The sequence below is a fragment of the Thermococcus sp. GR5 genome (assembly GCF_012027535.1).
Taxonomy (GTDB): Archaea; Methanobacteriota_B; Thermococci; order Thermococcales; family Thermococcaceae; genus Thermococcus; species Thermococcus onnurineus.
This window is the reverse complement of the sequence record NZ_SNUN01000009.1, coordinates 1-23,233: the sequence shown is the minus strand read 5'-3', so window position 1 is coordinate 23,233 and position 23,233 is coordinate 1. Positions and strand designations below refer to the sequence as shown.

Below are 23,233 nucleotides of genomic sequence, written 5' to 3'. Positions count from 1 at the left end.
AGGTGAGATATAAAGCTTAGGGTGGGAACATGATAGTCGAGAAGGCTGAAAAGGTTCTTAAAGCACATAGCCTCTGTGACCACTGCCTCGGCAGGCTCTTTGCTCGGCTTGGAAGGGGTACTAACGAGGAACGCGGGAAGGCAATAAGGTTCGTCCTCAACATGAAGCGCTCAGCGAAAGGATTAGAGCCAATAGAAGAGGCTGAGAAGTGTGAGCTCTGCGGGAACATTTTTGAGAGGATTCCCGAACTCATTGAACTCATGAAAAAGGTGAGCAAAGGGATAGAGTTCAACACTTTTTTAGTCGGTTCCCGCTTCTCCAAGGAGATAAAGGAGAGAGAAAAAGCCCTCTGGGAGGAGTTCGGTATAGACACTGGCGAGCCCATAAACAGAGAATTCAACCGCGAGCTTGGCAAGGCCTTTGGCCTCGCAACTGGAAAGGATACCTCAAAAACTCCGGATGTTGTTTTCATAGTCGAGCCATATTTAGGGAAGATCGAGCTTCAGATAAATCCCCTCTACATTTATGGCCGCTATAGAAAGCTTGTTAGGGGCATTCCGCAGACGCCCCTCCCGGAATTCGAGGAGAGCGTTGCGTCTATAATTTGCCGTCCATTTTCCAGGGCTGCGGGGGGGAAGTGCGTCTTTAAGGGCGCCGGCAGGGAGGATGTTGACGTTAGGATGCTCGGCAACGGCAGGCCCTTCATCCTCGAGATAAAAGGTCCAAAGAAAAGGAAGCTTGATCTCGGAGCTATAGCAAAGGAGATAAATGCGAGCGGAAAGGTGGAGGTTCTTGACCTTCGTTTTGTGACCACTAAGGAGGCTGAGGAAGTTCTCACAAAGAACCATCGGAAGGAATATCTCGCCCTGGTTCTCGTCGAAGATGGTGTAACTCCTGAGGAAGCCAGGGAAGTGGCGGGAGAGCTTAGAGGGCTTGAGATACACCAAAGAACGCCCTGGCGCGTGAGGAAGGCGAGAGCCGACAAAGTAAGGGTCAAAAGGATTCATGAAGCGGAGGCAAGATGGATAGACGAGAAGCACTTTGAGTTGAGGCTAATCACCGATGGCGGCCTCTACATCAAGGAGCTCATCTCGGGTGATAAAGGAAGAACCAAGCCTTCCGTTAGCGACCTCCTCGGGAAGCCAGCCTGGTGCGAAAGGCTGGATGTTCTGAACATCCTCGATGAGTGAAAACTTTATAAACGCTTTTCGCCGATTGGGTAACGGAGCCATAATAGGCTTAGTCCATACGCCGAAAAGGTTTGAAAGTCTGAAAAAGCCCTAATGGATGTCTATATACCCTTTGCGGGATGGGTAAAAATCTGTGAGGTGATTGATATGGTTCAGAAGGCCCACAGCTTTAGGAGGAAGACCAGGGGGAAGCTCAGCAAGAAGCCGAGGAGGAGAGGTCTCCCGCCGCTCACCAGGTTCCTCCAGGAGTTTGAGGTCGGGCAGAAGGTTCACATCGTCATCGAGCCTAGCTACCACAAGGGCATGCCCGACCCAAGATTCCACGGAAGGACCGGAACCGTTGTTGGCAAGCGTGGCGATGCCTACATCGTCCAGATTAGGGACGGCGGCAAAATAAAGACCTTCTTCATCCACCCAGTCCACCTCAGGGCTCAGAAGGGATGAGCATGATAGGAAGGAAAAAGCTCGAGGAGCGTTATCTTACCATAGCGGAGACCAAAGAGCTCCTCGAGAGGCGTAAGGCCGAGGGTGTGGAGGAGAACCCGGAGGAACCGATGTTCTACGAGGCCAGAGTTAGCTTGGAACATGCCGAGCGCTTTGCCAAGCTCAAGCCTGAGCAGGCCGTTGAGCTAAAGGAGAAGCTCATAGGCCTCTTCGAGTGGCTCGACGAGAGGCTGGCAGCTAAGCTCGTTGACCTCATGCCAGAAGACTACTTCGACATCCGTGTTATCTTTACCAAGGAAGACTACATGCCTACCCGGGAAGAGGCTGAGGAGATAATAAAGCTCCTCGACGACTACAGGGAGTGACTCCTTTCTTTCCCTTTTCTCGACAAAGTATAAAAACTCCTGATGGGTATAATTTCTGGGGGAGAGAAAATGGATAGGTACCGGAGGCATTCTTACAGGGAGAGTCTCGAAAAGAAGAGGCGGAATGTTGAGTATGAGGAGTACGCCTATGTGCTGGACTATCTGCCGGAAGGATACACTGATTTGAAGACCGGCAGGAGAACCGGAAAGCCTGTGGCACAGGTAATAGGTGAAAAGGCATTCACTCTTCTCGAGGTGGCTCCAAGGGAGGATCTGATGCTGTACGAGAGGGTATTCATAGGCAAGGGGCAGAGGGATAAGATTCTCATGATCAACAAGAAGATCCATTACGATGATCTCACTGCTACCGCTAAGGCCGAACTCCCCTATGTTGTGGAAGAGATAGTCAAGAACAATGAAGAGCGTTTTGTCCAGTTCTTCAACATCGCCCCGCCGATAACCAACAGGCTCCACAGCCTCGAGCTTCTTCCGGGAATAGGCAAGAAGCACATGTGGGAAATCATAGAGGAACGTAAGAAGGAGCCCTTCAAGAGCTTTGAAGATCTGAGGCACAGAGTTAAGGGTCTTCCTGATCCAGCAAAGATGATAACCAAGCGCGTTGTTGATGAGCTTGAAGGGAAGGATCGCTACAGGCTCTTCGTTGGTTCCAGGAGGATATTCAGGGTATGAGGGAGCGCCTCTTTTCTCTCATTTCTAAATACGGATTAAGGGCAAACTCTGACCTTGGACAGAACTTTCTAATAGTAGACGATATCATCGAGAGAAACGTTGAGAGGGCTGAACTTAGCGGAAGAGATGTCGTTCTTGAAATTGGCCCCGGACTTGGTGTTCTCACGGATGCGCTCAGCAAGCGTGCCGGGAAGGTTTATGCCATAGAAAAGGACCCACGTCTTGTTGAGATACTGCGAAAGGAGTACAACTGGTCCAACGTCGAGATAATAGAGGGGGACGCTCTAAAGGTTGATTTTCCAGAGTTTAACAAAATAGTCTCAAACCTGCCCTATCAAATTTCCTCCCCGATAACCTTCAGGTTCCTCGGATACGGATTCGAGAGGGCTGTTCTCATCTACCAGCTTGAGTTCGCACAGAGAATGGTGGCAAGGCCGGGCGACAGGAACTACTCTCGCCTCTCACTGATGGTTCAGGCCAAGTCCTACGTTGAACTCGTCGAGAGGATTGGACGAGGTGCGTTCTATCCCCGGCCAAAGGTTGACTCTGCGGTCATTGTCCTTGAACCCAAGCCGAAAAGTGAGGCCATAGAACTGAATGAGGATCTCGTTAGGGCTCTCTTTCAGCACAGGAGGAGTACGGTTGCTGCCGCATTGAAGAAATCCCACCACATGCTTGGTCTCAGCAAGGCTGAGTTCAAGAATGTTAAAGACGTGATTTCCTCGGCACCTTATGCAGAAAAAAGAGTCTTTCAGCTCTCCCCTGAGGAGGTTAAGGAAATAGAAGCATACCTGAAGGTTAACAACATCATCTAGTGAAATTAAGGGTAAAGAAGGTACGGAATTATCTCATTCTTCTTCCTCTTCCGGATAATCTCCAAAGAGTGTCACATAGAGCCTCCTCAACTTTTCGTAATGTCCATTTTCAATCTCCGCCAGCCAGATGAGAGTCGCCCTTACTTTTTCGTCGGTAGTTTGTTCTGCCAGATATGAATAAACATCGTGTGCAATTTTCTCTGTACCCATCAGGTATTCGAGAATGCCCCGGAGGTTTCCCTTAAACACCAGCTCTCTGAGGCGATCTTCGGACAGCTCTACCTCTAGGGCGGGGACATTAACCTTAATAACTTCCTCGCCTGGATACATAGTACGGTACAGCTTTAGCAGTGCTTCGGCGTGTTCCAAGCAGTCTTTATATATACTGAAGAAAAGCTTTGGAATCTGCTCATCCCAGTTGACCTCCTTACTCATTGTGTAGAGTCTGTAGTACATTTCAGCTTCCTTCACTTCTTGATCTATCCAATGAGCTATAAGCTCCTTGGTATCGAGCTGGGAAAGTGCTTCGAGAATTTTTTTAAACTTGATTCTCTCTCTTTCTTTTGTTTTGTAAATGGGGGTGGTCATGATCATCTCCAAATATACATTGGAAAGCAAACCGTTTATACTTTTCGATTTGATATCGATTGATTTTTAAGAGGCACAATAGACTCATCCACCATGATAGTTGCTATCATCGATGGCTATACCGATGAGCCTGCTGGATTGGGTGTTCCCCCGTACCTTGGTATATACCCGCGCTACGCATACGGTGCCATTAAAAAGGCACGTAAAGATGTTAGCATGTTCTATTTGACCATAGATGACCTTCGGGCAACGTTTGATGGTGAAAGGGGAGTTGCCACTAAAAACAAGACACCAAATTTCCCAAAAACGAAAGAGATACTCGAAAGGGCTGACGTTATAATCTACATCGGGGGTCTCCACACTCCGGGTAAGTACCTCTCAGCTGTCCCATCTCAGGTTGAAGAGGTTGCCCTGTTCCTAAAGCCCTTTAAAGGAATTAAAATACTTGGAGGACCGGCTTTCATGGGTTCTGCCCACCAGGGTGGGACAAAGATAACCTCTCGGGAGCTGATGTTTGCTCAGACGGTCTTTGACCACATCGTTTACGGGGACTTGGAGGCTTTTCTTTATGATTTCTTCCGGAATCCCAGAGAAGCCGATCCCTTCAGGTTTCGAACCTATGACGAGCTTCGCGATTACGCCCTCCTGGGTGCAGAGGTCGTGACGCAATTTCCTGACTTCCCAGATTTCGTCATAGTTGAGATTGAGACCCAGCGTGGCTGTCCAAAGGCTATGGGCATAGGCGGCTGCTCCTTCTGCACGGAGCCCGTGAGATATAGAAAGGTCGAGGACAGATCCATTGAGGATATTGTGAGGGAAGTTGAAGTTCTCTACAACCTTGGCGTGAGACACTTCCGCGTCGGTAGGCAGAGTTGCATCTTTTCCTATATGGCAAAATCAAACGGCCGCGTTCCCATACCCAATCCCAAAGCCATTGAAAGACTCTTCCGCGGAATCCGCTTAGTCGCTCCTGACATAAAAACCCTCCACGTGGACAATGCAAATCCTGCGGTGATAGCGAACTATCCTGAGGAGAGCAGGGAGATAGCAAAGGCACTCATTGAGTACGGTACACCCGGAAACGTCGTTGCCTTCGGACTTGAGAGTGCTGATCCAAAGGTGGCCAAGCTCAACAACTTGAACGCCACTGCCGAAGAAACCTACGAGGCGGTTAAGCTGCTCAATGAGGTAGGGGGAAAGAGGGGCTACAACGGAATGCCATGGCTCCTCCCAGGGATAAACATACTCTTTGGTCTTCCTGGAGAGACAAAGAAGAGTTACGAGCTGACTTTCCAGTTCCTCAAAAAGCTCCTCGACGATGGCCTGATGGTCAGGCGCATAAACATACGTCAGGTGGTTGTCTTCCCCGGAACCCCTCTCTGGCATATGAGAAATAGAGTAAAGACCGAGAAGCACAAGAAGCTCATCCAGCACTACAAGTACAAGATAAGGCATGAAATCGATCTTCCAATGCTTAAGAGGGTCGTGCCCGTTGGAACGGTTCTCAGGGACGTTAGGGCTGAGGTTTACGACAACGGCCTTACGTACGGCAGACAGATAGGGAGCTATCCACTGATAGTTGGTATTCCCAAAGAAGTCGAGCTTAACAGGTTCTACGATGTTTTAATAGTCGATCACGGCTTTAGAAGCATAACAGGCATTCCGATACCCATAAATGTGAACCAGGAGAGTCCAAAGATTCTTCAGTACATTCCTGGTATCGGTAAGAAGAGGGTTGTGAAGATTCTGTCCAAGAGACCTTTCAGAGATGAAAAGGAATTCTTTAATGTGGTTGGGGATGAGGGAAAAAGAATACTGAAAGATTTAATCACTCTGTAGTGTTCCTCTTTTCTGGCCATGAGAAACCTATGAGGTTCTCGATGAACACAACCTCAGCCCTCAAAGTTTCGTCGGTGACTCCCTCTATTACCAGCACTCCCTTGCGGGGAGTGAATATTCTGTTTTCTGTTGCTCCTTCTGCTGGACCGATCAGGAGCACAACAAGGTGGTCCGGATTCCCTATCTTGCCGCGGCCGATATCGAGCTTAGTCCAGAAGTTCAGGTAAGTCTTTCTGTACCTCAGCCACGTCTGGTTGAAAGCGTACTGCTTGGCGGTTATGTTGTCGTAGCCCATTTCGAGGCCCTTAATGTAGTAGTTTGTTGTGAAGATGTTGGACACTACCCCAGATATCTCAGAGACTGTGAGTGTTCTGTATCTGCAGTCCCCGACATACAGCTGGGGGTTATCTTTACAGTTCTCTACGGAGGGGTCGCCGATAACTATCGTGAAGTACTCATAAAAGCTTCTAATAGTCAGATTCAGGTCAACTTCTGGGCTGCCTGTAATGTAACTGTCCACGGTAATGTTGAATATCTTGGAGCCCGCTGGGGGGGCAGTTCCCTGCTCGATGAGCTTCTGGTACTGCTCAGCGGTGAGGGCGTAGAACTGAGCAGAGGGCGTGTATATTACAACGTATTGGGTGGATGCTTTGGGTGGCTTTGGGCTGATGACGTTGTTGAAGTTATGATACGAGTACATTACATAGCTGATTGGAGCAATGACTATGAGGAGAACTACAAGAACGACTGCGAGCCTCTTTTGATTCAAGGCTAAAACCCCCAGAAGAGAGAATTAAAAGAGAAGGAAAGGCCTTCAGAGGCCAGCGAGGTACTCCATAAGGGCCTCGGCAGCAGCCTTGGTCTCGTCCCTGGTGGCACCAGCGACGATGACAACGTCGTAGCCGCCAAGGGCATCCTGGATGTACTCGATGTCGCCTGGGCTGTTGTACCAGTCAACCTGGCTGATGCCCTGCTCGACGAGGTACTGGGTGACGCTGTTGGCGACTGGACCACCAACGAGGATGAGGTTGCTTCCTGGGTCCTCAAGGTTGACCTCGTAGTCCATGACGGTTATCGGGCTGGCGACCGGCTTGACCATTACCTGGTCAGCGTAGATGCCAGCAACGTAGTACTCGGTGTCAAGGACATTGTCGCCAACGCTGAGCTCGATCTCGCTGACAGTACCCTCCTTCTCAGTGAGGGCTATGTATGCGTAGGCAACGACGCGGTCAACGTCGTCGATGGTACCGTTTCCGTCAATGTCGTAGCCGACAGCAGCCTCGTTGAGGGTGTACATCTCGAACCAGTACTTGAGGTCGTAGGTGCCGAAGATGTCAACCGGGTTGCCCTCGAGGGTGTCGAGGTTGGTAAGGGTTATGTTGGTGATGTAACCGTTGTTGGTGCGGATTTCCATCTCCCAAGTCTTGCCGTCGTAGATGATGGTGCGACCGCTGGTGTAGGTGTCGACGTCAACCTGAGCCTCAATGGAGGCTATGAGGTGGCCGTCGATACCAACGAAGGTGTCCCTAAGGGTGAGAATGACTGCGCCATCTCCGAAGACGTCAACTGGGGTGTCCTTCTCAAGGATCATCTGGTCGCTCTCCTGGCCGGTGACGGCGTTCTTGACGACGACAAGAGCCCTCTGGTCGATGATGCTTATGTCGAGGACGGTGACGATCCAGTCGGTGCCCTCGATGGCCTGCGGCTGGCTGACCTGGTACCAGGCGGTACCCTTGTCGAGACCGGCGGTGAAGTTGTCGTTTCCGACGCTGAGGACGTAGTAAGTCTCGCCGAAGACGGTGAAGGTTCCACCGGCAGCAACACCTGGGCTGTAGACGCCAACTTCGGTTCCACCGGCAGCAGCCATGTTCTCGGCGTCGCCGATGTACCAGTCAGTAACAGTTGCATTCTCAGCCGGGACGCCCCACTCTGGGTAAGCTGGCCTGACCTCAGTGGTGTATGAGACGGTGTAGTTGTAGAGGACGTAGTCAACGAAGACGGTGACGTTGCCCGGAGTGACTATAAGGTCAGCATCCTTGGGTGGCATGGTACCGTCCCACTCAGCGGGGTCCTTGGAGCTGAGCTGGACGTTCTTGAGGGTGATGTGCCAGTCGATAAGCTGCTCGTCGCCGGTCTTGTCCTTGTCGGCAATGGTGGTAGTGACCATGAAGTTGCCTACCCAGTCAGTGTAATTACCAGCGTAGGCGGCGCCATTCCACCAGTAGTCACCCGGAAGCTCCTCGTAAGTAGTAGCCCAGTTTTCGCTACCGTTGATGGTGAGGCCGTGGTCAACAGTCATGGTGTCAAAGTTGTAAGCGTAGATGGTCCACTCATCGAGGGTGGCAGGTGGGTACTCGGCCTTGATCTTCACGTAAGCGTTCTGGGCCTCGACCTGCTCGGTGGTGTAGAGCAGGCTTCCAAGGGCAACGGCTATGTCAGCGGCGCTGGCAACGTCCATGGCAGCAGCGTTACTTCCGACAACGATTTTAACGTTCGGGGTTCCATCGGCGTTAACGAAGAAGTCCTTCGGAATCTCCGGAACGGTCGGCTGGGCACTGGCAAAGCCGACGGTGGCTCCAACCATTGCGGCACCAACTGCAAGGGCCGCGATCTTCTTCACTTTCATTTCCCAACACCTCCTTAAGTTTGGGCTTACGCCCTAGGATGGTCTAACATGTGTTGTCAATCACTCTCTACCGGATAAGGGTATATATACTTTTCGCTTTCAGACCCTTTCTCTGCTTAAAAAGAGCACGCTAATTGCCGTAAAAATGAAAGGGAGCTTAATTAAATGCCTATAGGGTATTCGCCTTTTGCCGATAATATCATGGGTTGAGCTTGAACTCGGTGTTCTTTTTCTCCATGATCCGTCTTTTTATGGGCCTTGTAACGAGTTCGTTGACGAAGCTACCCAGGTCTGTTAGTGTGTTCTGGAGCTCATTGGCTGTGACGTCGATGATCTCGGGCTCCAGGATAGAAATTGCTACTGGAGCGTACTTTGCAGTCAGCTGGACGAGAGTTTCGAAGGGGGAAAGAAGCTCCGCCGCCAGAAGACCCTTAAACTGGTCATCTTCCTCCTGCCCCTGAACGGCGAGCTTGTTTATCCTGCACCCTTCAATCGTCAGGGCCTTTGCCATCGTGGTTTTTATACCCTCCTCGTTCTCCCCGAAGACTTCTATGACGAAGCGGTAGAGGATGTTCCTGTCTTCGACTATAAAGTCCTCAATTTCATCCCTTGAATAGCCGATTCTTGGCTCTGGAAGGTCGTCGAGCTTTGGATAGACTGCTAGCCCTCCGAATTCTTTCATGAGCTTGCCCATGAAGAGTGAGACCTCTCCGAGAATTTTCATGAGTCTCTTAGACTCTATCTCAATCTTTCCGGGTTTGAGAACCTCAACGATGGCTGGAGAATGTTTAAGGGCCAGTCGGATTACGTTTTCTAGATCTCCGGAAATTCCAGCTTCTATAACCCCAGAATACTTAAGGAGCTCCTCATCTTCGTTTTCCAGCACGTCTTCGACGTTTATGTATTTGATTTTGACACCCTTCTCGTTTTTGAGGCTCTTGGCAGTCTCCTCCAGAGCCCTTTCTAAAACTTTCTTGTCGTTTCCAAGGGCTTCTATGTAGAAAATAACCTCAATCTCCGCCAATTTCACCACCACATCCAATCATATCGCTTTTTCATGTAAGTACCAATTATCGGAATCGGTTCACCGCAGTATTCACACTTCCCGTCCTTCACGTGGTACTCAGTGATTTTGAATCCCCAGCGGACTATTAAAGGTTTGCCACACCTCGGGCAGTAGGTGTTCTCCCCTTCGTGTCCGGGCACGTTGCCAGTATAGACGAACTTCAATCCCTCTTCCTTTGCCACGCGATATGCCATCTCGATGGTTTCAAGCGGTGTTGGCGAAAGGTGAGTCAGCTTGTAGTGCGGGAAGAAGCGCGAGAAGTGAACGGGCGTATCGTCGCCGAGGCTCTCGACGACCCACCGAGCGAAGGCCCTTATCTCCTCTTCCCGATCATTGAGCGTTGGAATGATAAGATAGGTCAGCTCAACGTGAATTCCGAATTCTTTCTTTGCTATCTCAGCAATTCTCTTGCTTGGCTCTCTGCTTGGTACGCCCGCTATCTTCATATAGAACTCATTACTGAAAGCCTTGATGTCGATGTTCATGGCGTCTATGTAGGGTGCTAGTTCCCTAAACGGCTCCTCGCGGATGTAGCCGTTGGTGACGAGGAGGTTGTTCAGGCCTTCCCTCCGCGCTATCTTTGCAGTATCTAGCACAAACTCGTACCAGATTACAGGATCATTGTATGTGTACGCTATGCTCTCACAGCCGTAGCGTTTAGCCAATTCAACTACTTCGGGAGGAGAAACGTCTCGGATATAGAGGAGGCTCTCATCTGCCTGGCTTATCTCCCAGTTCTGGCAGTGCTTGCAGTGCATGTTGCAGCCGACGGTTCCGATTGAGAATGCACAGGAACCAGGCCAGAAGTGGAACAGGGGCTTCTTCTCAACGGGGTCTGTCGCCATGGACGAAACCTTTCCATAGTTAAGTGTGTAGAGCTTCCCTCCTATGTTCTTCCTTATCCTGCAGGAGCCCCTCTGGCCCTCATTGATGATGCAGTTAAGCGGGCACAAGCGGCATCTCACCTTACCCCCCTCTAGGGGCTCCCAGTACATCGCTTCTCTCATCTGTCATCACCAAGGGGAGGTATTCTTACTTCCGTTTAAGCTTTTGGTATCTATCGTAGTACTCACGCATTGTCAAAAATTCGGCGCCCTGGCTCTTGTAGTAATCGATCAGCTTTCTGAGTAGCTCTATAGCTTTATCGCCCGTGTTGAATTTACAATCAAGTCTTATCTTTTCCTTCTGCATCGGCACGAATTCCCAGGGATGGGCAAAGTAAATCTTTGGTTCGCTTAGTTTTGCATGTATGAGCTTCTGGACGCTCCAGGGGAGCCTTATAACGGAAGAAGTAGTAGATGCTGGGACTTCAAGTACGCTTCCAAAGAACTTAACCCCATCTTGGTAGCCCTTGTACCTTGCCTTGGAGGAGTCAACTAAGATGCCGTTCTTTTCCAGTATATCATAATAGTAATTTGGGAACTGCAGGTTGGGGGCCCTAAAGGAGACTACTTCGCCAAACTCCCTGAGAACCTTAATGGATTTCTCTATGGCCTTTCTTCCTTCGTCTCTGGATAGCTTATCCAGTCTCTCGTGGTTGTAGTTATGGCTGCCCAGCTCATGACCCTCATCAATCACCCGCCTGACCAACTCTGGAAAGCGCTTCGCCATCTCGGCCGTGAAGAAGAATGTGGCCCTAATTTTTTTCTCGGCCATGAGGTCCAGGAGCTTTGGCAGGCCTTCCCTCATTCCTCTCGTTGTCGTTAGGTACGGCGGACAGTCGTGCTCAACGTCAAAGGTTATCGAAACCAGCATCAGCTGCTCCTCCTGATGAGTTTGTACAGCAGGTATCTTTTGTCCGTTCCATCGGCACTCTCCATCGTGAGTCTGTAAACCCTCAGGAGCTTTTTAAGTATGATATCCCAGGAAAACTCCTTTTCCGCACGTCTCCTGGCCTCTGTCCCCATTCTTTCTACGAGGTCCTCGTTCGTGAGAACCTGCGCAAGCTTCCGGCTAAGCTCTTCCTCACTGTTTCCAAGGAATCCTGTGACGCCGTCCACTATAAGGTCCGACAACCCGCTCTCGTTCCTGCCAACTATTGTTCTCCCTGTCGCCGAGGCCTCGAGGCCCACCATCGGGAACGCTTCAAGCATTCCAGGCATAAGCACTATATCTGCCGCCCAGTAGAATTCCATCACCTTCTCTCTAGGCATGAAGTCGAAGAGTGTTGTGCGTTCGGCCAGTCCAGTTACCTTGAGATTTTCTTCGAGTTTGGGTCTCATAACACCGTTTCCGACCGCTATCAGCCGTATCATCCTCTTGTCGATCCCCGAAAGCTTGATGGCTGAGGAGATGACGAAGGGCAGCCTGTGAGCCTGTTTTCTCTCCGTCATCCTGCCTATGTAAAAGAGGACTATCTCATCGGAAAGTCCAAGGGCTTTTCTGGCCTTCTCTCTCTCCTCTGGCTCAGGAGGCCTCCATTTTTCGACATCGATACCGTTTGGAACGACGACCACTGGCCTGCCGTTCAGCTTATTTTCGAGCAGATGCTTCGTGTCATTGGCCACAGGGGTGCTTACGGCGATGAAGGAATCGATCCTCCTTAGGTGATATCTTAGCATAGGGCCCAGAATCGGGCCGATCCGGGGATTCCCGTAGAAGGAGTGGTTCGTGGCAACGACTGGAACTCCTCTGATACCCCTGGATAGGTTAGCGACGGCTATCGAAAATGGTGAGTAGATGCTGTGGACGTGAGTTATATCGAAGCCAACCTCTTTATAGAACTCGTTTATCTTCCACAGCTGGCCGAGACCCACGCTGATGTGATGACTTTTCACGTAAATAGACGCTGGAAATCTCCTGACAGGATATGGAAAGTCATCTCCGTAAGGTCTTAGATGGCGGTAGTCATGGGTGATGACGTAGGGCTCATGCCCTGCCTTGAGAAGATTACGGGCGAGCTCATCCATGTGGGTCTCGATTCCACCGATTTTGGGAAAAAACCAGTCGGAGGCTATTGCGATTTTAAGGCTTTCCATACCTCCCGCCCTCCGGACGTTAGCAGTACAATGAATCCCACGAGGCTGCTGAGCACGTAGGAGACGAAGCGCTCCAGTAGAGTTATAGAAACTGCGAAGCCTAGTGGAATGCCGAAGTGGGTCAGCGTTCCAACAAGACCCCCTTCGATGATGCCAATGCCCCCGGGAGTAAAGGCCACAAGGCCCAGGAGCAGGTTGGCTATGGAGATAACCGCGATAAGGCTAAGGCTCAGGTCAAATCCAAAGGCTAGTGTTATGAGCTTGAGCCTTACGACGTCGAGTATCCAGACGGCGGAGCTGAGAAGGATTCCTGCTAGAGTTATGTTGTGGCAATCCCTAAGGGAGAGAATTTTCTCCATATCCTCATCACTCACGGGAGTCTTGAAAATCTTGAGGGAGAAGCTCACGAAGGAGCCCCATTTAATCCATATTGCTGCAGCGCCGGCGATTCCTATCAGGAGCAGAATATCCGGCATGGTTGAAAAGTACATCATTCCAATCAGGAACAGGACAAAGACAGGCACCGTCTCAAGGATACGCTCGTATATTATACTCACCGTGGATATCCCAACGGGAACCTTGCTTCTCCTGCTTATCCAGGTAATCCTCAGCAGTTCACCGCCGCTGCGACTCATGGGTGTTATGTTGTTCATAAATATGGACGCCAGAATGGCTTTTACCAGCTCGAGGAGCGGGACCTCTTTCCCCATGCCCCTGAGGACGAGCTTCCAGCGGATGGCGTAGAGTACGACGCTTATGTAGTATGTGAAGAGTGCTAGGGCTAGGTAATACAGGGGAATTTCTCCAATGAGGGTTAGATACTGCTCGGTTGATGCGACGATGTTCTCGAACATGCTCTCGCCAACCTTTACTCACGATGACAGTTTATAAATCTTATCCGAGTTCTGAGGGTAAGGGAGAAGAACAAAGCGAGGATGCCCACTTCAACGGCTATCAAGGTGTTCCCAGCCCATAGGAGGAACCTCCATCCGTTTTTCCTCAGTGGTAATGAACACTCCGGCCCCTTTATGGACTGTACCTATGACTGTGAAGTCGAAACTCAGTTCCTCAGTGTATTTCGGAGGAATAGTGAAAACCAGCTCAAACTCCTCCCCGCTTGCAAGGGCTATTTCAAGGGGATCCCTTCTGAGCAGTTCGGCCACTTCAAAAACCTCCTCCATTATGGGGAGCTTTGAGGCATCCACCTCTATCCTAACGCCGCTCATCTCTGCTACGAGATGGAGTTCCTTGGCAAGACCGTCACTGATGTCTATGGCAGCGTTTGCGTAATTTCCTATTTTAATCCCCTCCTTTACTCTTGCACGCGGTTCGAGGAGCTTCTCGTATAGAATCTCTTTCGTCGAGAGCGAAACGTCGAGATCGTTCTTCCATACGAGGAGTCCTGCCAGTGGCCTGCCGATATCCCCTGTGATACAGACTAGGTCTCCTGGCTTTGCTCCGCTCCTTGTTAACAGATGCCTGGTTCTTCCGAGTGCAATTCCATCTATTATCAGATCATCTGCCTCGTTGGTATCGGCGCTTAGGACGGGAATCTCGTAGAACTCAAGGGCATTTCCTATTCCCTTCGCCACTCCCTCAAGATATAACCCATCAAAGCCTCGGGGAACACCTAAAGAGAAAAGGAAGCCTATTGGTCTCGCTCCCATAGCCGCGATGTCACTCACGTTCATCGTCACGGCCTTAAAGCCAACCTGCTCGGGCGTCATTATATCCGGAACGTCTGTCTTCCCCACGAGCATGTCATTTGTCGCCACCAGCCATTCATCACCGATCCTCAGTGCCCCTGCATCATCGCCGAGTGGCAGATCACCTTGCTTTTTGAGATATTTCATGAAGAGTTCGATGATTTCGCGCTCCATGGACATCACGCCAAGGTTCAGATGGGATAGTTATTAGGATTGCTTTCGGCATCCGTCGAAGGTTTGCTAGACAAAGCGAGAAATTTATAAATGAAATTTGTGATAATTTGATTAATTCACCCAACTGCGGAGGGGAATAAGATGTTAAAATATCTGCTACTTGCGGTGTTCTTTCCCGTGCTGGCGATAGCATTGACGAAAAAGCTGGGAGAAGACTATGCGTGGGTAAACAGGAAGATAATCCACTTCAGCAGTGTTCCGGCAATTCTCATGTTCAGAGAAGGCCTTGTTTCTGGCATTGAACTTGCTGGAGCAGTTATGGTCTTTGCTATCGTCCAGCTCATAACCCATATAATGAAAAAGGAGCTCAACTGGTATCAGATAAGAGACAACTACGGCGAGGTCTTTTACTGCATCATGTTCAGCGCCATGGCGGTCTTTATGGATGTCGACTACGCCTCCGCGATAATGCTCGTGATGGCCATCAGCGATGGTATCACTGGTGTGCTCAGGTTCTACTATTTCAAAAAGAACGGCTTCAACGTCAAGCTCAGGAAGCACTGGATCGGCAGCGTGGGGTACATCCTCAGCGCCCTTATCATAGCCTTTGTAATGCTGCCTGATCTGAACGTTGTCATGAAGTTTGCTTGGTCTGGCATACTGATGCTCGCCGAGTATCAGAAAGTCATCGATGATAACATTGCCGTTCCAGTAGTTGCGGTTCTGATAAAGCCCCTCTTCATGCTTTGATTTCCTATTACTTTTTCTCTTGAGAGCCTCGCCCTTTAGGGCGGGGAGGAGGTCAGTTTTTCAAAAATTTCATCAGCGAAGTCTGCTTCGGCTTGTATTCTTCCTTCGGCACTTTCACCTCAACGCTCTCCAGCTCGTCTATTCTAGCCTTTCTTATTTCCTCGGGCAGTTTTATCTCTCCGTACTTTCCGCCTCCGCCTGGAATCACTATCAGCTTGCCCTTCCTGTAGGCCCAGACCGCTTTTGCCACCTCCTCGTGAACCTCCGCGAGACTCTCGATAGGCACGTCAACGAGGACTTCAATCTCGCTTCCGAACTCCTTCAAAAAGCGCTCCCAGATGGCCTTCACGGCCTTCGTCTCAACACCTTTGCCGATTACCATCGCTATTATCTCAGCCAGAGGGGCAAGTCTCAGGTAGGGCGGCCTGTCTTTGGGCCTTTCTTCTGTATCCGCCAGCTCGAGAATTCTGTCGTGGACACCCTTCTTTATCCTCCCGCCACACTTGGGGCACTTCCATTTGAAGGCTTTGGCTTCCTCTGGTGAATACTTGGCGTAGCAGCGAGAACAGGCGGTTAGATGGTACTTTCCGAGCCTCGGGTCAAGCCCGGCATTGAAGACTATTCTTCTCCCTCCGCGCTTCAAGATGGCTTTCCTGACCTCCTCAAAGGTTGCCTCTTTGATATTGAAGCGGTTGAACTCTCTCCCGAGTCGGTGTGGCATCGGGGAGTGGGCATCTGAATTGCTGAGGTAGGTGAGTCCGTGATGGGCTTTTATTCTATCTGCCATCTCAGAATCGGCGGAAAGGCCGAGCTCGAGGAAGTGAATTTTGGCCCCCTGATAGGCATCCTTCAGGCTGTTGTACTCCTTGTACAGTGCTGTCCATGGGGTAAAAGCATGGGCTGGGCCGATTAGAACATCGAGCTCGTTCGCAATGTCAGCTATTTCAGCAGCCGAAAGGTTGAGGTGTGGCCTTCCCTCGGTGTCGATGTCGTTTGAATATGGTCTCAGCGCCTCCCGCATCTCGCAAACGGCATCGATACTCGGAAAGATGAGAACGTGATGGACTCTCTTATTGTCCTCGATCTCTGTCGTTAGCAGAAAGCGGATTCCCTTTCTCTCGTAGGTTCCCTCGTCAATCTTTTCGGTGTACTTCAGAAGCTCCTCCTCCCACTTGGGGTTCAAGATGTCTCCCGTGCCCACAAGACCGAGTCCTTTGAAGCGTGCATTCTCTGCCAGCATCGGAATGGTCATTAACTTCGAGACCGCTTTCGAGTACCTCGAGTGAATGTGAAGGTCTCCATCGACGAGCATGAGCATCAACCAAAGGTTGAGGGGGTTAAAGCTTTATAACGGCTTCTCCATAGGTTCAATCGGTGGAAACTATGAAAGTCGAAGGATTCGTTGCCTCTCTGAGAAACGCCGAGACCATCGGCGAGCTGTTCAAGATACTCCAGAAAAAGGGAGTTCCGATAGTCGAGCTCGACGGTAAGAGGTTTCTTATCATCGTCGAGGGAGACTTCGAGGGGAGGAAGTTCTGGACCGAGATAAACGGTGAGAAGGCCAACCAGATGCTCGGTGATGCCATGCTAAACTCCGCCAGCTTCCCCTTCAAGTGCAAGAAGCCGTACACAGGTGGAAATGCCATCTTCGTTGCCTTCGATGACATTGAAGCTGACGAGTTTCTCGTTGCCTACCGCGACGAGGACTACGGCATCTTCTATCGTGTGAAGGACGGAAAGGCTGAAGAGATAACGAAGGAAGAGTACGAAGAGCTGAAAGATAAGATTCCTGAGTTCAAGGTCAAGGGCTTCTCGGAAGAACAGATGGACATGATGGGGGCATTCTTCGGCTGAAAACTTCCACGAGGATAACCATGGACTGGGAGAACCGGCGCTACGTCAGGAAGTGGGTCACAGTCCTAGTACTGGCAGTCCTGGCTGGATTAGCTGGTGGTATAGGCGCCGTGCTCTTCAGGCTCATGGTGGCATCCGTAGGAAAGCTTTTCTTCTCTTTTCTCCTTCCGCTAATCACCTATGAATACCACGGCTACAACCTCGGCTACATTTTCCTCCCGGCCTTGGGAGGCCTCCTTATAGCCCCCCTTGTTCGCTATGCACCGAACATAAAGGGCAACGGCGTTCCTGAGGTCATTGAGGCGGTCATATTCAGAAGCGGCAACATCGGGGGAAAATTCGCCTTTCTGAAGATAATCGCCACCTCAATCTCTATAGGCACAGGTGCAAGCCTCGGAAGGGAAGGGCCCATCGCCTTCATAGGTGCCGCCATGTCCTCTGGTGTTACCCAGCTCCTCAAGCTTCCGCCGGAAAAGAAAAAGCTGCTCACCACCTGTGGTCTCGCCGCCGGAATAGCCGGGACATTCAACACTCCCCTCGCCGGCGCGATGTTTGCCCTTGAGGTTATATACATGGGGGCTTTCTCAATAAACCTCGTTCCTATATTTCTTTCCGCAATCGTCGGCAACGCGGTGACACTTCTAATCCTTGGAAGCGCATCGGGGATAACCATCCCCTCCGGGCTTAGCTATCATGTCTCGGAGCTGTTCTTTTTCTTTGCCCTTGGCATACTCTTTGGACTTATGGGTGTTGTCTATATCAGGGTCCTCTACACCCTCATAGACAGGTTCGAGGGAAGCAGACTTCCGGTTGAGGGCAGGCTTTTCCTCGGTGGAATGGCAGTTGGAGTTATGGGCATGTTCTTCCCAAACTATGGCATCTTTGGGGTTGGCTATAAAGGGATGGACTTGGCTATGCTTGGCGAACTGACCCTCACCATGCTCATAGCCCTCGGTCTCGTTAAGATGGCCGCGACGACCTTCTCCATAGCGAGCGGCTACAGCGGTGGTATCTTCGCCCCGAGCCTCTACATCGGAACCATGTTTGGCTCGGCCTTTGGAATACTCGTTCAGAATCTTTGTCCCTCCCTGCCGGTTCATCCATCGTCCTACGCCCTTGCGGGAATGGCGGCCTTCTTCAGCGCGATAACCCAGGCGCCGCTTACTCAAATCATCATGATAACTGAGATGACGAAGAGCTACACTATACTGCCTCCGATAATGCTCTCTTCCACACTCAGCTTCCTTGTTGCCAGAGCCTTTCTCAGGGGATCATCTGTTTACACACTCAAGCTTGAGAGAAAAGGTCTCCACGTAAAGACTGGCAAGCCAGTTATCCTAGAGACAATCTCCGTCCGCGAAATAATGACATCCATCCCGGTCTACGTCCATGAGAATGAGACTCTCTTCAAGGTGGAAAAGCTGATAGCAAAAACCGGCCACGACTGCTTCCCTGTTGTGAACGATGAGCACAGGGTCGTTGGAGTAATTGGTGTTAAAGACATCCTTGGAAAGTCGACGAAGCTTAAAGCACTTCCGGTCAAGAGGTTTCTGCGTAAAAACTATGCTGTTACTTGTCCAATGGAAACGGCCCAAGATGCCCTGGAGAAGCTTCTTGAATCTGATCAAAACCTCCTCCCTGTTGTGGAGAACTTTGAGAATATGAAACTTATAGGTGTTATTACCAAAAAAGACATATATAGGGCATACTATCGCGGGCTGGAGGGTATGTACATAGAATAACACTTGCCTGGAATGATGGGCTATCAAATGTACAGAACATAAATTAATTCAGGAAGCGAGTCAGAACTATACTGGAGGAATACAGAATGACGGGAGCATCGAACGTCCTGATTCCCAGCGTGGATCTCCTGGCCTATGTCTTCTTCGTAGTTCTGAGTATAGGCCTCGTGTCCCTGCTGATAAGCAAGAAGTTCAACATCTCATACATCCCGCTTTTCATTTTCTTCGGGATATTGGTCGGGCCGCTCCTCGGGCTGCTCAACAGAACTCTTGCCCACGAGCTGTTCAGCTACATCCGTGTGTTCGGTCTCGTGATGATACTGTTTACGGAAGGACATACCCTCAGCTGGAGGATGCTCAAACGGAACTTTGGCACTATAATAACCCTTGACACTCTGGGGCTTTTGATAACCGCCCTTATCGCCGCGCTTTTCTTCTCTTGGATCTTTGACGTTCCCCTTGTTGTCGGTTTCCTCTTCGGGGCAATAGTTGGGGCAACTGACCCGGCGACGCTCATACCTCTCTTCAGGCAGTACCACGTTAGGGAAGACATCGAGACCATAATAGTCACGGAATCCATCTTCAACGATCCGCTTGGTATCGTGCTCACTTCTGTTGCCGTTGCCCTGCTCGTTCCCGAGGCCTCGAGTGCCAAGGTTCTTGAGGGCATAGCTGGCTACGTTGGCATTTATCCCGCGGCGGTGCTACTTTTCTTCTACCAGATGTTCATGTCAATAGCCATTGGCGTGGCCCTTGGAATGGTGGGCTACAGCATCCTCAAGAGGGCAAGGGTAATGAACTTTCCCGAGGTCATTATATTCTCTCTGGCACTGGCCTTCGGCGGCTTCCTCCTTGGTGAGTTTGCCCAGGCCTCGGGCTACCTCGTGGCAACAGTTACTGGCATAGTCCTGGGCAATCACAAGGTTTTCTTCAGAGATGATCCGGGAACCGTCAAGAGGATCATGCGCGCCGTCGAGAGGGAGGTTCACTTCAACGAAAGCCTGGCGACGATATTTACAATATTCATCTTCACACTCCTTGGCGCGAGCCTCGATCCGACGATAATAACTTCCCACCTGCTGCCGGGTCTCGCAGTGGCTTTGGGTTTAATGCTAATTGCCAGACCTCTGGCCACACTCCCAATACTTAGGTGGCGCAGTTTCAAGGAGTACCTGTTCATAGCACTTGAGGGTCCAAGAGGTGTTGTTCCTGCGGCTTTGGCGAGCTTTCCTCTGACGCTTGGAATTACGTACAACAATCCACAGCTCGTTCAGTGGGGCGAAATAATCCTCAGTGCCACCATAATAACCGTGCTTGCCTCTGTCATTGTGGAAACGCTCTGGGTTCCCTTCCTCAGGAAACGGCTTCTCGAGGTAAGGAGCATTGAAAAAGAGATGAGGGCGGCCGGCTACAGGCTTTCCTCCTAACCCTATGGCCCCTTCCCCATAGCCCCAATGAAGTAAAAGAGCAGCTTTGCCGCTGTGAGTGCAGTTACATCCCCCAGTTCGGTTCCGGCGACTTCCATGATATCGAAGCCAGCAATTTTCTTGTTTTCTGCCAGCCACTCGATAGCCTCGATGATGTCCCAGAAGGCCAAGCCGCCAGCTTCGGGTGTTCCGGTTGATGGAACGAGCGAGAGGTCGAAAACATCGATATCAATGGATAGGTAAACCGGCTCCGGCAGGGGCTTCACGAGTTCGACGAATGCATCGAAATCGTAGTCCCTGGCGTGAACCCAAGCGATGCCGTTCTCTTCGGCGTACTCGACTTCCTCCTTTGTCCCGCTCCTTATGCCAAACATTGCCTCATTGACGCCGAGTTCGCTTATTCTTCTGGCGACGCAGGCGTGGCTGTAGGGGTTGTCTTCGTACTGGTCGCGAAGGTCGAGGTGAGCATCGAAGACAACGTAGCTTGCCGGATTCAGCGCTTCCACTGGACCAAGGGTTATTGAATGTTCACCGCCGAGGGTTATCGGTATCGCTTCCGGATTCACTCTTTTCAGCTCCTCGATGGTCTCCCTAACGCGCTCGGCAGTTTTTTTTGCATCACCTGCTATGACTGCGATATCTCCTATATCAGCTATTGGAAGCCCGGCTATGTCTATGTCATAGTCAAGGATGTAGCTCTCGAGGTTGAGCGTGGCGTGCCTTATGAGTGTGGGCCCGAATCTTGTTCCTGGCTTGAAGCTCGTGGTTCCATCGAAGGGGACACCGAGGAGTACGAATTTTGCTTCTTCAGGCTCAACGAGAGGGAATTCGAGCTTAAGTGTTTCGTAAGTGTAGAGGAAGTCCATACCCTCACCTCCGGAGAGAATTAAATAAGCTGTTTAAAAGGTTGCGCAGAAATGGAAGGAAAGACGAGAAGAGAATCACTCGCCCTTTATCTTCATGATCTTGATCCTGCCAAGGGTCTCCCAGTACTCGACGTTGATGCCCTCCTTGAGCTGGCCCTTTATCTCGTCGGCGACGCCGGTCTCGATCGGGACGTCGTAAAGCTCGTAGGTCTCCATGTCCATAATCTGGACGGTGTCTGGAGTCATGGCGATGATCTGGGCGGTTCTCTTGTCGATTATCGGAACGTCAACTTCAGCGCTGGTGGGCTTAACGATGCTCCTGACCTTACCGTCAAAGATGCCAACTGCCTCGATCCTGGCCTTGGCTGAACCGTGCTTGCCCGGTGAGGAAACGGTTATGTTGCCGATTCTGCAGGGCTCTCCATCGATGAGGATGTACCTTCCCGGCTTGAGCTTGCTAACCTGAACCTTGGTCTTGTCTCCCATTTTTCAGACCCCCATAAGCGTTCTAAGGGGGATTGGGAAGGGTCTTTAAAAAATTTTTGAATAAAGGAAAAGACCTCAGCGCCTGCTCTTCAGCAGCGTGGTGTTCATAAACACCGGAACGAAGAGGACGAGGCCGAGAAGTGCACCTATCTTCACGGTGATGGCTGGTGCTCTGATGGCGTAGTAAAGGGTCATAAGGCCGGCGAGGAAGAGCACTCCTATAACTGCAGCCACTATTCCGTTGTTGCGGGTCAGCTCCGATGCGAGGAGCGGGTAAGCCTCTACTGCAGCTATGAGCGCCCCGACGCTGAATGGCACAACGAGGAACATCGTCCTGATGTCCCCCACTACCATGACGCCGGCTAGTATCATGCCGAGGACGGCTACAAACGTGAGGCTTTTGCTCCTGTCCAACTGCATGACCTCAGAGAGTATCTGACTGCCCATCTCAATGAGGACTATTATCGTAGTCAGGCCAGCGAAGTACAGCGAGAGCATGAGGAGATAGATTAACCTGTCGGCGTGGGCTATGTTGCCCCTGAGAACCTCCGGAATGGAGTAGAAGACCTCAATGGAATCCATCGGGCTCTTCTCGCTGTTGATGACATACTCTTTAAGATCCTGGAACTTGAGATAAAGGTTCATAGACTCTTCCGCGGGGATGTTTGGGTTCTGGAAAGCCTTTCCAAATCCCTGATAGGCCGCACCGAGGGAGTAGGCGACGGTAAATGCGGCCGCGAAGCTGAGGATTATCTGAAGTATGAACACTATGCCAAGAACCTTCTTGAGGTCAAGCTCTTCAGGAGTGAAACTTCCTATCACGTAGTAGACTCCAGCACCAACGCCAAAGGAAACAAGCACGGAAACGAGCATGTAGAGGACTCCTCTGAATGTCAGGGACTGGTCAAATGAAGTTATCGATGACACTGCCATCTTCATATACTGGACGGCCTGTGGGGCTGTAACGGTGCTGAGGGCTTGGTTCCTAACGAGGATTGCCGAGACTATGGCGAATAGCACGAATAGGATAGATACAACAGAGATGAACTCCAAGGTTTTGCCCTTCGCCATCAGGAGAAGAATTACGGAGAGTATGATTGTGCCAACTGCAATAACTGGGACGTATTTCGCTCCGATTCCAAAGATGTACACGAGGCTGTAGGCGGAGTAGTAAGTAGTTATGCCGAGCATTATCAGAAGAAACATCACCAGTGTGAAGATCAGCGCCGGGGTTCTTGCTATCTTAAAGAACAGTTCGTAGATGAGGTACCTCGTCCGCTTGGTGCTCTCAGCTTCGCTGTAAATCAAGAACAGCGCTATCAGCATTGGAATCAGCGAGATCAGAAAGCCCTTCAGTCCGAAGGTTATGTAGTATTTAGGCAAAACAAGGAAGTTCCATATCCCAAGAATGTAGCCCGTTATTAAGAACGCCATAAGGACGCTTATTTTCCTCATCGAATTACACCCCCGAGGAGATAGTTGGAGTTGTTTCAAGAGGCTTAAAAGAATTAAACATCGGCAAAATATAAAAACATTATGTAGCCCTTCTACCCTTTTCAGAGAACCCAATGCTCAAAGTTGATGATTATCTCGTTCACAACTGTCCATGCCATCAATGGGGCTTTGT

The 23,233-nt window shown here is 50.6% G+C and carries 23 protein-coding genes; 10 read left to right on the top strand and 13 right to left on the bottom strand.

What is annotated here, in order from left to right:
* Positions 1 to 29 precede the first annotated feature (29 nt).
* The 5 genes from E3E33_RS09135 to rsmA all read left to right on the top strand — a co-directional run bounded on the left by E3E33_RS09135 (position 30) and on the right by rsmA (position 3,504).
* The gene (locus E3E33_RS09135; RefSeq protein WP_167710768.1) at positions 30 to 1,190 is read left to right on the top strand and encodes a tRNA pseudouridine(54/55) synthase Pus10; all 1,161 of its coding nucleotides are present in this window, start codon (positions 30 to 32) and stop codon (positions 1,188 to 1,190) included.
* A 147-nt stretch (positions 1,191 to 1,337) separates the two neighbouring features.
* Positions 1,338 to 1,634, top strand: a complete 297-nt coding sequence (locus tag E3E33_RS09130) for a 50S ribosomal protein L21e (RefSeq protein ID WP_048055028.1) — start codon at positions 1,338 to 1,340, stop codon at positions 1,632 to 1,634.
* A gap of 2 nt (positions 1,635 to 1,636) precedes the next feature.
* Complete coding sequence (locus E3E33_RS09125; protein WP_012571364.1) at positions 1,637 to 1,999, top strand: RNA polymerase Rpb4 family protein; 363 nt, start codon at positions 1,637 to 1,639, stop codon at positions 1,997 to 1,999.
* A 69-nt stretch (positions 2,000 to 2,068) separates the two neighbouring features.
* The gene (locus E3E33_RS09120; RefSeq protein ID WP_012571365.1) at positions 2,069 to 2,689 is read left to right on the top strand and encodes a DUF655 domain-containing protein; all 621 of its coding nucleotides are present in this window, start codon (positions 2,069 to 2,071) and stop codon (positions 2,687 to 2,689) included.
* On the top strand, positions 2,686 to 3,504 hold the full coding sequence (gene rsmA / locus E3E33_RS09115; RefSeq protein WP_167710767.1) for a 16S rRNA (adenine(1518)-N(6)/adenine(1519)-N(6))-dimethyltransferase RsmA: 819 nt from the start codon (positions 2,686 to 2,688) through the stop codon (positions 3,502 to 3,504). The genes E3E33_RS09120 and rsmA overlap by 4 nt, the downstream gene beginning before the upstream one ends.
* Positions 3,505 to 3,537: 33 nt before the next feature.
* On the opposite strand, the gene E3E33_RS09110 is transcribed toward rsmA, so the two are convergent.
* Positions 3,538 to 4,098 carry a ferritin family protein gene (locus E3E33_RS09110; RefSeq protein ID WP_238516414.1) on the bottom strand — a complete coding sequence of 187 codons (561 nt, stop codon included), beginning with the start codon at positions 4,096 to 4,098 and terminating at the stop codon, positions 3,538 to 3,540.
* A gap of 87 nt (positions 4,099 to 4,185) precedes the next feature.
* Here E3E33_RS09110 and E3E33_RS09105 point away from each other — a divergent pair, with 87 nt between their 5' ends.
* The gene (locus E3E33_RS09105) at positions 4,186 to 5,931 is read left to right on the top strand and encodes a radical SAM protein (RefSeq protein WP_167710766.1); all 1,746 of its coding nucleotides are present in this window, start codon (positions 4,186 to 4,188) and stop codon (positions 5,929 to 5,931) included.
* Here E3E33_RS09105 and E3E33_RS09100 read toward each other — a convergent pair.
* The 8 genes from E3E33_RS09100 to E3E33_RS09065 form a co-directional block, all read right to left on the bottom strand.
* On the bottom strand, positions 5,921 to 6,700 hold the full coding sequence (locus E3E33_RS09100; RefSeq protein WP_012571369.1) for a hypothetical protein: 780 nt from the start codon (positions 6,698 to 6,700) through the stop codon (positions 5,921 to 5,923). The two genes, E3E33_RS09105 and E3E33_RS09100, sit on opposite strands and share 11 nt — an antisense overlap.
* A gap of 45 nt (positions 6,701 to 6,745) precedes the next feature.
* Positions 6,746 to 8,557 (bottom strand): S-layer protein, encoded by a 1,812-nt coding sequence (locus E3E33_RS09095; RefSeq protein ID WP_167710765.1) that lies wholly within the window; start codon positions 8,555 to 8,557, stop codon positions 6,746 to 6,748.
* Between the two features lie 199 nt (positions 8,558 to 8,756).
* Complete coding sequence (locus E3E33_RS09090; RefSeq protein WP_167710764.1) at positions 8,757 to 9,581, bottom strand: hypothetical protein; 825 nt, start codon at positions 9,579 to 9,581, stop codon at positions 8,757 to 8,759.
* 2 nt (positions 9,582 to 9,583) lie between these two features.
* Positions 9,584 to 10,630, bottom strand: coding sequence for an AmmeMemoRadiSam system radical SAM enzyme (amrS, locus tag E3E33_RS09085; RefSeq protein WP_167710763.1), 1,047 nt, complete (start codon positions 10,628 to 10,630; stop codon positions 9,584 to 9,586).
* Between the two features lie 25 nt (positions 10,631 to 10,655).
* Positions 10,656 to 11,378, bottom strand: a complete 723-nt coding sequence (locus E3E33_RS09080; protein ID WP_167710762.1) for a polysaccharide deacetylase family protein — start codon at positions 11,376 to 11,378, stop codon at positions 10,656 to 10,658.
* Positions 11,378 to 12,601: a glycosyltransferase family 4 protein gene (locus tag E3E33_RS09075; protein WP_167710761.1), complete on the bottom strand. Its 1,224-nt coding sequence runs from the start codon at positions 12,599 to 12,601 to the stop codon at positions 11,378 to 11,380. The genes E3E33_RS09080 and E3E33_RS09075 overlap by 1 nt, the downstream gene beginning before the upstream one ends.
* Positions 12,577 to 13,455 carry a lysylphosphatidylglycerol synthase transmembrane domain-containing protein gene (locus tag E3E33_RS09070; protein ID WP_012571375.1) on the bottom strand — a complete coding sequence of 293 codons (879 nt, stop codon included), beginning with the start codon at positions 13,453 to 13,455 and terminating at the stop codon, positions 12,577 to 12,579. Before E3E33_RS09070 ends, E3E33_RS09075 begins: the two co-directional genes overlap by 25 nt.
* Positions 13,456 to 13,545: 90 nt before the next feature.
* Complete coding sequence (locus E3E33_RS09065; RefSeq protein ID WP_167710829.1) at positions 13,546 to 14,481, bottom strand: thiamine-phosphate kinase; 936 nt, start codon at positions 14,479 to 14,481, stop codon at positions 13,546 to 13,548.
* A 141-nt stretch (positions 14,482 to 14,622) separates the two neighbouring features.
* Here E3E33_RS09065 and E3E33_RS09060 point away from each other — a divergent pair, with 141 nt between their 5' ends.
* The gene (locus E3E33_RS09060; RefSeq protein ID WP_167710760.1) at positions 14,623 to 15,231 is read left to right on the top strand and encodes a hypothetical protein; all 609 of its coding nucleotides are present in this window, start codon (positions 14,623 to 14,625) and stop codon (positions 15,229 to 15,231) included.
* A 52-nt stretch (positions 15,232 to 15,283) separates the two neighbouring features.
* On the opposite strand, the gene E3E33_RS09055 is transcribed toward E3E33_RS09060, so the two are convergent.
* Positions 15,284 to 16,543 carry a TIGR00375 family protein gene (locus E3E33_RS09055; protein WP_167710828.1) on the bottom strand — a complete coding sequence of 420 codons (1,260 nt, stop codon included), beginning with the start codon at positions 16,541 to 16,543 and terminating at the stop codon, positions 15,284 to 15,286.
* 71 nt (positions 16,544 to 16,614) lie between these two features.
* Between E3E33_RS09055 and E3E33_RS09050 the strand changes: the two genes are divergently transcribed.
* The 3 genes from E3E33_RS09050 (at position 16,615) to E3E33_RS09040 (ending at position 20,254) form a co-directional block, all read left to right on the top strand.
* Positions 16,615 to 17,085: a hypothetical protein gene (locus E3E33_RS09050; RefSeq protein ID WP_012571379.1), complete on the top strand. Its 471-nt coding sequence runs from the start codon at positions 16,615 to 16,617 to the stop codon at positions 17,083 to 17,085.
* Between the two features lie 20 nt (positions 17,086 to 17,105).
* Positions 17,106 to 18,827 (top strand): chloride channel protein, encoded by a 1,722-nt coding sequence (locus E3E33_RS09045; protein ID WP_167710759.1) that lies wholly within the window; start codon positions 17,106 to 17,108, stop codon positions 18,825 to 18,827.
* A gap of 86 nt (positions 18,828 to 18,913) precedes the next feature.
* Entirely contained in the window at positions 18,914 to 20,254 is a 1,341-nt protein-coding gene (locus E3E33_RS09040) for a sodium:proton antiporter (protein ID WP_167710758.1), read from the top strand.
* A gap of 2 nt (positions 20,255 to 20,256) precedes the next feature.
* On the opposite strand, the gene speB is transcribed toward E3E33_RS09040, so the two are convergent.
* The 3 genes from speB to E3E33_RS09025 all read right to left on the bottom strand — a co-directional run bounded on the left by speB (position 20,257) and on the right by E3E33_RS09025 (position 23,061).
* Positions 20,257 to 21,120 (bottom strand): agmatinase, encoded by an 864-nt coding sequence (gene speB / locus E3E33_RS09035; protein WP_012571382.1) that lies wholly within the window; start codon positions 21,118 to 21,120, stop codon positions 20,257 to 20,259.
* Between the two features lie 75 nt (positions 21,121 to 21,195).
* Positions 21,196 to 21,606, bottom strand: coding sequence for a translation initiation factor IF-5A (locus E3E33_RS09030; protein ID WP_012571383.1), 411 nt, complete (start codon positions 21,604 to 21,606; stop codon positions 21,196 to 21,198).
* Positions 21,607 to 21,681: 75 nt separating this feature from the next.
* Positions 21,682 to 23,061: a sodium-dependent transporter gene (locus E3E33_RS09025; RefSeq protein ID WP_167710757.1), complete on the bottom strand. Its 1,380-nt coding sequence runs from the start codon at positions 23,059 to 23,061 to the stop codon at positions 21,682 to 21,684.
* Between the last annotated feature and the right edge of the window lie 172 nt (positions 23,062 to 23,233).